This is a genomic window from Streptomyces sp. NPDC088706, from assembly GCF_044752765.1.
In the GTDB taxonomy this organism is placed as follows: Bacteria; Actinomycetota; Actinomycetes; order Streptomycetales; family Streptomycetaceae; genus Streptomyces.
In genome coordinates this window covers 142,651-153,423 of the sequence record NZ_JBIVLW010000008.1, presented here as the reverse complement: position 1 = coordinate 153,423, position 10,773 = coordinate 142,651, and the positions used below count along the sequence as shown (strand labels likewise).

At 70.4% G+C, this 10,773-nt stretch carries 11 protein-coding genes; 6 read left to right on the top strand and 5 right to left on the bottom strand.

Going from position 1 to position 10,773, the window contains the following annotated elements; translation table 11 throughout:
* Nucleotides 1-375 precede the first annotated feature (375 nt).
* The 3 genes from ACIQAK_RS20375 to ACIQAK_RS20365 form a co-directional block, all read right to left on the bottom strand.
* Nucleotides 376-594: an MbtH family protein gene (locus ACIQAK_RS20375; protein WP_366390228.1), complete on the bottom strand. Its 219-nt coding sequence runs from the start codon at nt 592-594 to the stop codon at nt 376-378.
* Between the two features lie 692 nt (nt 595-1,286).
* Nucleotides 1,287-1,706 carry an FKBP-type peptidyl-prolyl cis-trans isomerase gene (locus tag ACIQAK_RS20370; protein ID WP_366390229.1) on the bottom strand — a complete coding sequence of 140 codons (420 nt, stop codon included), beginning with the start codon at nt 1,704-1,706 and terminating at the stop codon, nt 1,287-1,289.
* 109 nt (nt 1,707-1,815) lie between these two features.
* A complete protein-coding gene (locus ACIQAK_RS20365; protein ID WP_366390230.1) occupies nt 1,816-2,238 on the bottom strand; it encodes a YjbQ family protein in 423 nt (140 codons plus the stop codon).
* Between the two features lie 74 nt (nt 2,239-2,312).
* On the opposite strand from ACIQAK_RS20365, the gene ACIQAK_RS20360 reads away from it, so the two are divergent.
* The 6 genes from ACIQAK_RS20360 (at nt 2,313) to ACIQAK_RS20335 (ending at nt 7,883) form a co-directional block, all read left to right on the top strand.
* Nucleotides 2,313-2,414: a putative leader peptide gene (locus tag ACIQAK_RS20360; protein ID WP_356899727.1), complete on the top strand. Its 102-nt coding sequence runs from the start codon at nt 2,313-2,315 to the stop codon at nt 2,412-2,414.
* A gap of 349 nt (nt 2,415-2,763) precedes the next feature.
* Nucleotides 2,764-3,654: an ABC transporter permease gene (locus ACIQAK_RS20355; protein ID WP_366390231.1), complete on the top strand. Its 891-nt coding sequence runs from the start codon at nt 2,764-2,766 to the stop codon at nt 3,652-3,654.
* On the top strand, nt 3,627-4,442 hold the full coding sequence (locus tag ACIQAK_RS20350) for an ABC transporter ATP-binding protein (protein WP_366390232.1): 816 nt from the start codon (nt 3,627-3,629) through the stop codon (nt 4,440-4,442). The genes ACIQAK_RS20355 and ACIQAK_RS20350 overlap by 28 nt, the downstream gene beginning before the upstream one ends.
* Before the next feature lie 46 nt (nt 4,443-4,488).
* Entirely contained in the window at nt 4,489-5,520 is a 1,032-nt protein-coding gene (locus ACIQAK_RS20345; RefSeq protein WP_366390233.1) for an ABC transporter substrate-binding protein, read from the top strand.
* Nucleotides 5,517-6,710: an LLM class flavin-dependent oxidoreductase gene (locus ACIQAK_RS20340; protein WP_366390234.1), complete on the top strand. Its 1,194-nt coding sequence runs from the start codon at nt 5,517-5,519 to the stop codon at nt 6,708-6,710. The genes ACIQAK_RS20345 and ACIQAK_RS20340 overlap by 4 nt, the downstream gene beginning before the upstream one ends.
* A gap of 78 nt (nt 6,711-6,788) precedes the next feature.
* Entirely contained in the window at nt 6,789-7,883 is a 1,095-nt protein-coding gene (locus ACIQAK_RS20335) for an NAD(P)-binding domain-containing protein (protein WP_401848612.1), read from the top strand.
* 12 nt (nt 7,884-7,895) lie between these two features.
* Here the strand turns inward: ACIQAK_RS20335 and mltG are convergent, their stop codons facing one another.
* Together mltG and ACIQAK_RS20325 are read right to left on the bottom strand one after the other, a co-directional pair.
* Nucleotides 7,896-8,747 (bottom strand): endolytic transglycosylase MltG, encoded by an 852-nt coding sequence (gene mltG / locus ACIQAK_RS20330; protein WP_366390236.1) that lies wholly within the window; start codon nt 8,745-8,747, stop codon nt 7,896-7,898.
* 140 nt (nt 8,748-8,887) lie between these two features.
* Nucleotides 8,888-10,699 (bottom strand): ABC transporter ATP-binding protein, encoded by a 1,812-nt coding sequence (locus tag ACIQAK_RS20325; protein ID WP_366390237.1) that lies wholly within the window; start codon nt 10,697-10,699, stop codon nt 8,888-8,890.
* Nucleotides 10,700-10,773 lie beyond the last annotated feature (74 nt).

Below are 10,773 nucleotides of genomic sequence, written 5' to 3'. Positions count from 1 at the left end.
GGGACGGCGGAGAAGACGCACGGGACCGATCACGAGATTGCACCGCCACCAAGGGGTACGGAACGGCGAAACCGGATCGGAGCACCCGTGCACCTGGGCATCGTGAATGTGCCTGGGCCATCGGGGACGGTGGCGCCTCACGCCGGGCACGACGGCCCGGCGCGAGACAGTTTCACCGTCGCACCCTCGAAATGGGCGCGAGGTGTTCCACCAGCGACTTATGAATGACAGATGAACGGAGAATGATCACGGCCCGTCGAAATCTGACCGATCCACGATCACGCCTGATCGATTTTGATTGAATGAGAGATCGGATGAGACAGGGCCTCGGGAAGCCGTCGAGCGTGAGCGAAGCCGCGACGGCGGGAGACCGGCCTAGCCGGCGTCAGCCTCCATCGCCCCCACCAGGCTGGCGGGGCGCATGTCGCGCCAGGCCGCTTCGATCACGTCAAGACATTCCTGGCGCGATCCCTCCGGACAGACGGCACGCCAGCCACCCGGGATATCGATACGCGCAGGCCACAGCGAGTACTGCCCCTCGTCGTTCACCAGCGCCACGAACTGCTCCGACTCGTCGTCGAAAGGATTAGTCATGACTCCCCCACTCTTTTCGCACTACCTTCTCAGCATACTCGGCGAATGATTCCAGACACACCGATTCAGCATTTTCCGTGCGTGGCGTCGAAATCCAGCCACCTCGGCACGATACCGATCACGCGCGGCGCCGACAGATGTACCGGCAAGTAACTGGGACACCCGGCGCGAAGTGACTAGTACCCAAACTTCGGCCGCTCGCGCCGGTCACATTAGAGGACCAGCGGCGACTGGAAGGCAAACCAGCCCATCTCGCTTACGGAAGTTCATTTGAGTGGAATGATCAAATGTCTTCGGCATATGCCATCCGCATCGCCGACCACCGACATTGAGCCACCCCGACGGCCTCCTGCACAAATATGTCCAGTTATGGGCCGCAAAACCCCGGAAGCACTTTCACCCGACACTTCTCAGCCTCTCGGCGCGCGCAGAGCACGCTGAGCTTCTGTGCGCTGGGCGTGCGCCCCCTACGAGGGCGCACAGGGTTCGACGCGATACGACGTACGGGTTTCGAGCGGTCGCCCCAACGACCACACACGGCACTCAGGTATCAAGCCGTCCGCGCCGAAGACCGCGGCGAGGGCGCTCCGCAGCCGGTGTTCGGGGGGAGCTCCCATCCTTCGTAGGGGAGTTCCTCAGGGTGCACGGCCGTACCGGGCACGGTGAGCGCCCACTCCTCGGGCGCACCACATTCAGGCCGAGCCGGTCGAGGCGGGCTTCGCTCCGGGGGGTCCGCCCACGACCGTGAGCAGGTCCACGACGAAGATCAGCGTCGAGCCCGCCGGGATCAGCGGAGAGGGTGACTGCTTGCCGTAACCGAGACGTGGGGGAACGATGATCTCGCGCCGGCCGCCGGCCCTCATCCCCCTCACCCCCCGGTCCCAGCCCTTGATGACCTTGCCCCCGCCCACGGCGAACTTGAACGGCCGTCCCTGCTCCCAGGAGGAGTCGAACTCTCTTCCGGAGGCGAACGTGGCGCCTACGTAGTGGACCTGGACGACCCTGCCCGGCTGGGCCTCGGGTCCGTCCCCCGCCGCGAGGTCCCGGATCGTCAGCTCGGTGGGCGCGTCACCCTCCGGAACCTCGATCCCGGGCTTCGTCAGTTCGCTCATCGTCATCCCGTCGCTCGCCACCGGCATCCCCCGCACGGACCGGCCGCACGCGTGGACCTTCCACGCGGCAGACGTTCACGCTACGCCGGAGTTCCCCTTTACCGTCCCGCTAGCCGAGGAAGCTCAGCCGCACCTGACGGTTGGCATTGTCCCTGTTCGTGTCGACCAGGCACACCGACTGCCACGTCCCCAGCTCCAGCGCTCCCCCGATCACCGGCAGCGTGGCGTGGGGTGGGACGAGGGCGGGGAGTACGTGGTCGCGGCCGTGGCCCGGGCTGCCGTGGCGGTGTTGCCAGCGGTCGTCCGCCGGGAGCAGGTGGTGGAGGGTTGCCAGGAGGTCGTCGTCGCTGCCCGCGCCCGTCTCCAGGACGGCGATGCCCGCGGTGGCGTGCGGGACGAAGATGTTCAGCAGCCCGTCGCGGCCTGCTGCCACCCGGGCGAGGAAGTCCTCGCACTCCCGGGTCAGGTCCATGACGCGCTCGGTCGTACCGGTGGTGATGTTCAGGACGGTGGTGGTGAAGGAATCGGACATGCCTCCATCTTCTCTTCCGGAGGGCGAGATCACACGTCCACGGTCCGAGACGCCATTGACCGTGTCCTGACCGGATGACTACGTTCATCGCCATGTTCCGATCAGCTCTGCTCACCTCGCGCGGTCACATCGACCTGCTGCGGGTGGCGTCCGCCGCGTGTCGTCGCGGCTGCTGACGTTCTCTCAGCGCGCTCCGGGCCGTCTCCGACCGGGTCGTTCCCGCCCGCTCCGTCCCGTCGGCTGTTCCTCCCCGTCGCGCACCCTGATGGGCTGTCTCGACCTGCCGACGGCCAGGCCTGCGTCTCCGACCTGTTGATCTTTTGACCTGGCCGGGTCTCCGGTGGCCCTGGGAACCCCGGGATCCCCAGGGTTCCCGGGTTCTCCCGTATACCCGTGTTCCGGTCCCGCGACGCCGTGTGCCCCGCTCGTCGGTCCCGGCACGGCCGTCGTCGTGGGTCCGGGCGGTGCGCCGAGCCCTGTCAGCCTCCCTGATGCCCCCCTCCGTACGACTCCCGTGGAGCCCCCATGACCATCAGCCACGCACCGCCCGACCTGTCCGCCGCCCTGGAGAAGTCCCCGGGCGTCGGCGGCAGCCGTACGCCTCCTGATCTGGAGCCGATCGTTCCGGCGTCCGCGCGTCGGGCGCGGCTGCGGTCCGTGCCCCGTTGGCTGCGGCGCACCATCGGGCCGTTGCTCCTGCTGGCCCTGTGGCAGGTGTTCAGTGCCACGGGGGTCCTGCACCCGGATGTGCTCGCCTCGCCGGGGACCATCGCCCGTGCCGGGGCCGATCTGATCGCCGACGGGACGCTGCCGGCCGCCATGGGCGTGTCGCTCCAGCGGGTGGCCGTGGGGCTGGTGCTCGGCGGGGTCGTGGGGACGGCGCTCGCGCTCGTCTCGGGGCTCTCGCGGCTCGGTGAGGACCTCGTCGACGCGACCGTGCAGATGTTGCGCACCGTCCCCTGGGTGGGGCTGATCCCGCTGTTCATCATCTGGCTCGGGATCGGCGAGGCGCCGAAGGTGGCGCTCATCGCGCTCGGGGTCGCCTTTCACCTGTATCTGAATGTGTATGCGGGGATTCGGGGAGTGGACGCGCAACTGATCGAGGCCGGGGAGTCGTTGGGGCTGAACCGGTGGGGGCTCGTACGCCATGTGGTGCTGCCGGGGGCGTTGCCCGGGGCCATGACCGGGCTGCGCTACTCGCTCGCCACCGCCTGGCTGGCGCTCGTCTTCGGCGAGTCCATCAACGCCGACGCCGGGATCGGGTTCCTGATGAACCAGGCCCGGGAGTTCTTCCGCACCGACGTGATCGTCGTCTGCCTCGTCGTGTACGCCTTCCTCGGCCTCACCGCCGACGTCATCGTCCGGACCCTCGAAAGGCTGCTGCTGCAATGGCGACCGACCTTCACCGGCCAGTGACCACCCCGGCCCCCTCCCCCGCCGGGGAGCTCGAAGCCGCCGTACGGGTCGAAGGTCTCACCCGGGCCTTCGACGGTCGCGCCGTGATCGATCAGCTCGATCTCACCCTCAGGGCAGGGGAGTTCACCGCCCTGCTGGGGCGCAGCGGCTGTGGCAAGTCGACCTTGCTACGGGTGCTGGCGGGGCTCGACCGGGAGATGGCGGGCACGGTCCTGGTGCCCCGGCGTCGCGCCGTGGCCTTCCAGGCGCCGCGGCTGATGCCCTGGAAGCGGGTCTGGCGCAATGTCCTGCTGGGGCTGCCCGGGAAACCCGAACGGGCGCTCGCCGAGAAGGCGTTGGCCGAGGTGGGACTGACCGACCGGGCGGGCGCCTGGCCCAAGACGCTCTCCGGCGGCGAGGCTCAACGCGCCTCCCTGGCACGGGCGTTGGTACGGGAGCCCGATCTGCTCCTGCTCGACGAGCCCTTCGGCGCGCTGGACGCCCTGACCCGGATCAAGGCGCAGCAGCTGGTGGCGGAGCTCTGGCAGCGGCGCGGCTGCGCGGTCCTGCTGGTCACCCATGACGTGGACGAGGCCCTGCTGCTGGCGGACCGGGTGCTGGTGATGCGGGACGGCCGGATCGCGTACGACACGCCCGTCGGTCTGGACCGCCCGCGCGGCATCGGCGCCCCCGGCTTCGCCGATCTGCGCTCGCGGCTGCTGAGCGAGCTGGGCGTCGAGGACGCCGGCGCGCACACCCGGGCCGACCAGCGACAGGAAGTGATTGCCGCCGCGCACTCGGACGCGTGACCTCCCGCCCCTCCCCCACCCTTTCCCAGCATCACGGAGAACCACCATGAAACGCCACACCCTGCCCGCCCTGCTCCTTCCGCTCGCCCTGCTCCTCGCCGCCTGCGGTGGCGGCGCTTCGTCCACGGGGGCGGGCGCCAGCACCGACGGCAAGGGCGGCATCACGCTCAACGTCGGTGACCAGAAAGGTGGTTACGAGGCCATTCTGCGGGCTTCCGGTGAGCTCGACGACCTGGACTACCGCATCACCTGGTCCACCTTCACCTCCGGTCCGCCGCTGCTGGAAGGCGTGAGCGCCGGGGCCGTGGACATCGGAGGGGTGGGCAACACCCCGCCCGTCTTCGCCGCCGGGTCGGACTCCAACATCACCGTCGTGGGCGCCAACCACGGCTCGTCGGCCGGCGAGGCCATCGTCGTCCCCGAGGACTCGCCCCTCAAGACGCCCGAACAGCTCAAGGGGAAGTCCGTCGCCGTGGCGCAGGGCAGCTCTGCCCACTTCCAGCTGGTGGCCTCGCTCGAGAAGGCCGGCCTCTCCCTCAAGGACGTGAAGCTCAACTACCTCCAGCCCGCCGACGCGCTGGCCGCGTTCAGCCGGGGCAAGGTGGACGCCTGGGCGATCTGGGACCCGTACACCTCGCAGATCCTGCGGTCGGGGAACGCCCGCGTACTGACGACGGGCGAGGGCGTGGTCAACGGCCTCGGTTTCCAGGTCGCTTCGCCCGCCTCGCTCAAGGACGAGCAGAAGTCGAAGGCCATCGGCGATCTGCTCGTCCGGCTGGAGCGGGCGCAGAACTGGGTCTTCGAGCACCCGGAGGAGTGGGCGAAGGTGTGGGCGAAGGAGACCGGGCTGCCCTACGAGGTGGCGCTGGACGCCGTGAAGCGCAGCTACGGCACCCGGGTCCCGGTGGCCATCGACGACGCCGCCATCGCCTCCGAGCAGGAGATCGCCGACACCTTCGCCGAACTCAAGCTGATTCCCCGGAAGTTCGACTTCAAGGACTACGTCGACACCCGCTTCAACCGGAACCTTCCCGCCTCCACCACCGCGCCCCGCTCGTACGGAAAGGCTTCGTCGTGAACGTACATCTGCACTGGTTCCTGCCCACCGGGGGCGACGGCCGGACGCTCGTGGACCGGCACGCGTACACCGACGGCGGGATCAGGCGCGACCGGATCACCCCGGTGAGCGGGGTGCGCGCACCGGACGTCGAGTATCTGGCGCAGATCGCCAAGGCGGCCGAACAGCTGGGCTTCGAGGCCGTGTTGACGCCCACCGGTACGTGGTGCGAGGACGCCTGGCTGACCACGGTCGCGCTCGCCCAGCACACCGAGCGGCTGAAGTTCCTGGTGGCGTTCCGGCCGGGGGTCATCTCACCGGTGCTGGCCGCCCAGATGGCCGCCACCTATCAGCGCATCACCCGGGGGCGGCTGCTGCTCAACGTGGTGACCGGGGGCGATTCGACCGAACAGCGGCGGTTCGGGGACCACCTGGACCACGACCGGCGATACGCGCGGACCGCGGAGTTCCTGTCGGTGGTGCGGGGTGCCTGGAGCGGGCAGCCGTACGACTTCGACGGCGAGCACTACCAGGTGGAGGGCGGGCTCACCGCCCTGCCGCCGGACCCGCTGCCGGAGATCTTCTTCGGCGGGTCCTCGGCGGCCGCCGGTCCGGTGGCCGCCGCCCATGCCGACGTCTACCTGACCTGGGGAGAGCCGCCGGCCGCCGTGAAGGAGAAGATCGGCTGGATCCGCGGCCTGGCCGAGGAGCAGGGGCGCACGGTCCGGTTCGGCATCCGGCTGCACACCATTTCGCGCGACTCCTCGGCCGAGGCGTGGGCCACCGCCGACCGGCTGCTGGGTGACCTGGACGCGGAGACCATCGCGGCGGCGCAGCAGGCGCTGGGTCGGAGCGAGTCGGTGGGACAGCAGCGGATGCTGGCGCTGCACGGCGGTTCGCGGGACGAGCTGGAGATCGCGCCGAACCTCTGGGCGGGCGTCGGCCTGGTGCGCGGCGGGGCCGGGACCGCACTGGTGGGCAGCCATGCGGAGGTCGCGGACCGGATCGAGGAGTACCACGCGCTGGGGGTGGAGCACTTCGTGCTCTCCGGCTATCCGCACCTGGAGGAGGCGTACTGGTTCGGTGAGGGCGTGACGCCCGAGCTGGCGCGGCGCGGCCTGCTACCGACCGTGCCGGCGTCCCCGCGGGCCGGGCTCCGGGGGGCTCCGGCTTCCGGCGGGGCACCGCTGCTGGTCGCCGGAGGGCGCTGAACCCCGCGGTGACGCCGGCCGGGTGCCGGGAAGATCCCGGGCACCCGGCCAGTTGGTAGAAGCGTGAACAGTACTGGGGTGCACGAGCTGGACGTGGTCGTGATAGGCGCCGGGCAGGCGGGGCTGTCCGCCGCCCACCACCTGCGCCGCGTCGGCCTGGAACCGGACCGCGACTTCGTGGTGCTGGACCACGCGCCCCGGCCCGGCGGCGCCTGGCAGTTCCGCTGGCCCTCGCTGACGTACGGCAAGGTCCACGGGATGTACGCGCTGCCGGGCATGGAGCTGACCGGTGCGGACCCCGACCGCCCCTCGTCCGAGGTGATCGGCGCCTACTTCACCGCCTACGAGGAGCGCTTCGGGCTGCGCGTGCACCGGCCCGTCGAGGTCAGCGCGGTACGCGAGGGGAGCGGCGGGCGGCTGCTCGTGGAGACGTCCGAGGGTGTGTACGCCCCGCGGGCGCTGATCAACGCGACCGGCACCTGGGACCGGCCGTTCTGGCCGCGCTACCCGGGTCAGGAGACGTTTCGGGGGCGCCAGCTGCACACGGCGAACTACCCGGGGCCCGAGGAGTTCGCGGGGCGGCGCGTCATCGTGGTCGGGGGTGGCGCCTCCGGTACGCAGCACCTGATGGAGATCGCGGAGTACGCCGCCGAGACGTTCTGGGTGACCCGGCGCGAGCCGGTCTTCCGCGACGGGCCGTTCACCGAGGAGTGGGGGCGGGCGGCCGTGGCGATGGTGGAGGAGCGGGTCCGCGACGGGCTGCCGCCGCAGAGTGTGGTGAGCGTGACCGGACTGCCGGTCACCGAGGCCGTGCGGCGCGCCCGGGAGCAGGGGGTGCTCGACCGGCTGCCGATGTTCGACCGGATCACGCCGACCGGGGTGGCCTGGGACGACGGCCGGACGGTCGACGCGGACGTGATCCTCTGGGCGACCGGCTTCCGGCCCGCGGTGGACCATCTGGCACCGCTGAAGCTGCGCGAGCCGGGCGGCGGCATCCGGGTGGAGAACACCCGAGCCGTACGTGACGGACGCGTCCATCTCGTCGGGTACGGGCCGTCCGCCAGCACGATCGGCGCCAATCGGGCGGGGCGCACGGCCGTGCGTTCGGTGGTGCGGCTGCTGGAGAACTCCGGCGACCAGGACCGTACGCGGCAGGCCGGGGCGGCCGTGTGACGGCTGCTCCCGTCAGCCGGTGGTGGCCGAGCGACGGTTGCGGTTGAACTCCTCGACGTTCTTGAGCTGCTCGTCGTAGCTGTCGGTGAACCGGGTGTCCCCGGGCGCGACGGTGACGAAGTACAGCCAGGGGCCGGGCGTGGGGCTGATGGCGGCGCGCAGGGCCTCCTCCCCCGGGTTGCCGATGGGTGTCGGCGGCAGGCCCTTGCGTACGTAGCTGTTGTACGGACTGTCCAGCTGCGTGTCGACGGTCGTGGTGTCCAGGGTGGAGCGCTTCAGGGCGTAGTTGATGGTGGAGTCCATCTGCAAGGGCATGTCCTTGAGCAGCCGGTTGTAGACGACTCGGGCGACCTTGCCCATGTCGGAGGCGGTGTCGGCCTCGGCCTGGACGATGCTGGCGATGGTGGCCGTCTCGTAGACGGTGACGTTGTGGCGCTGCGCTCCGGCGGTGATGTGGTCCGCGCCGAACCGCTTGCGGGCGGTGTCCGCCATGTAGCGCAGCAGGGCTGCGGGTTCGGTCGAGGAGTCGAGCGGATAGGTGGCCGGGAAGAGGTACCCCTCGGGGTTTCCCCCGGCCTGGTCGGGCAGGGCCAGATCCACGGTCGATGCGGTCCTCCGCGTGCTGCCGGGCTTCAGGCCGAGCGCCCGGTCGACGGCCGCGTACACCTGTGAGGCGCGCCAGCCCTCCGGGATCACCAAGGTGCTCTGCGGGCGCTCCTGCTTGTCGCCCGTCCCGAGCAGGGCGAGCGGGATCAGCACGGCGGCCGACACCACGAGCAGCGCGGCGACGACCAGGACGATCTTTCCGCGACGGGTCGGGCGGAGTCTGCGACGGGGACGGGCGTCCGGGGACTCGTTCACCATGCGGGCACGGTAACCCCCTCTCCTTCCACGGGCCGGTAGCCCGGCTGCGGCGTCGGCTGCCGCGACACGAACGACGTAGCGTGCGACCAGAACACACGAGCGAGCGCCGCTGCGTGGGGGGCCGGTCGTGTGGTGAGCGGTCAGGGGGTCGGGACCGGGGCCTGGTGGGAGTCGCGGCGGATCAGGGCCGCGTACCGCCCGTCCCGTTCGATCAGCTCCTCGTGCGTACCGCGCTCGGCTATGCGGCCTCCGTCCAGGACGACGATCTGGTCCGCGTCGCGGACGGTGGAGAGGCGGTGCGCGATGGTGAGGGTGGTGCGGCCCGCGGAGAGCGCGTCGATCGCTTCCTGCACGGCGTGCTCCGTACGGGTGTCGAGCGCGCTGGTCGCCTCGTCGAGGATCAGGACCGGCGGGTCGCGCAGGATGGTGCGGGCGATGGCGAGGCGCTGCTTCTCGCCGCCGGAGAAGCGGTGGCCGCGCTCGCCGACGAGGGTGTCGTAGCCATCGGGGAGGGAGGCGATGTGGTCGTGGATCTGCGCGGCGCGGGCCGCCGCCTCGATCTCCTCGTCGGTGGCCTGCGGCTTGGCGAAGCGGAGGTTGTCGCCGACGGAGGCGTGGAAGAGATAGGTCTCCTGGGAGACCACGCCGACCGCTCTGGCCAGCGTGTCGAAGTCCAGGTCGCGGACGTCGATCCCGTCGATCGTGACCCGGCCGCCGGTGACGTCGTAGAGGCGGGGCCCGAGATGGCTGAGCGTGGACTTGCCGGAGCCGGTGGGGCCGACGACCGCCAGGCTGTGGCCCGCGGGAACGGTCACGTCGATGGAGCTGAGGGTGGGGCCGCTCCTGTCGTCGTAGCCGAAGTCGACGTTCTCGAAGGCGATCTCGCCGCGGATCCTCTCCAGCCGGACGGGCTTCTCCGGCTCGGTGATGTCCACCGTGAGGTCGAGGTATTCGAAGATCCGCTGGAAGAGGGCGAGGGAGGTCTGCATCTGCACGCCGGTGGAGAGCAGGCTCACCGCCGGGCGGAACAGCCCCTGCTGGAGGGTGACGAAGGCGACGAGCGTGCCGATGGAGACGGCGGTACCGCCGGGCCGGAAGGTGAGACCGGCTACCCAGTAGATGACGGCGGGCATGGCGGCCATGACGATGCCGATGGTGGACATCCGCCAGCGGCCGGCCATGTTGGAGCGCACCTCCAGGTCGACCAGGCGCTCGGACTCCTCGGTGAACCCCTGGGTCAGGGAGTCGGAGCGGCCCATCGTGCGGCCGAGGAGGATGCCGCTGACCGAGAGGGACTCGGTCACCGTGGCGGCCATGGCGGCCATCTGCTTCTGGCGCTGAGTGGTGATCCTCTTGCGCTCCCGGCCGACGCGGCGGCTGATCGCCACGAACACCGGCAGCAGGAGCAGCGAGACGACGGTGAGGCGCCAGTCGAGCGCGAGCATGGCGACGACGGTGGCGATGACGGCGGTGAGGTTGGAGACGAGCGAGGTCGCGGTGGAGGTGACCGTCGCCTGCATGCCGCCGATGTCGTTGGCGATGCGGGACTGGACCTCGCCCGTGCGGGTGCGGGTGAAGAAGGCGAGCGGCATCCGCTGGAGTTGCGTGTACACGGCGGTGCGCAGGTCGTGCATGACGCGCTGGCCGACGGTCGTCGAGATCAGGGTCTGCAGGACGCCGAAGACGCTGTTCATCACGGCGGTGAGGATCATGCCGAGCGCGAGCAGCGTCAGCAGCCCCGTGCGCCCCTGGGGGATCGCGGTGTCCAGGATCTCGCGCAGCAGGAACGGGGAGGCGACCGACACCAGGGAGGAGGCGCCGACCAGCAGGCCGACCACGGCGAGCCGGCCACGGTAGGGGCGGAAGAGGCGGAGGATGCGGCGCACCTCGCCGGGCGGCCGGTCGGCGGTCGCGTCGGGTGGGGGTGTCCATGTGACTGCGTCGGGTTTCATGGGCTCCTTCGTGGGGCGTGCGGAACGGCCGGACGCATCCGGCGTTCAGAGCATAGCTCATTGTTACCTATACT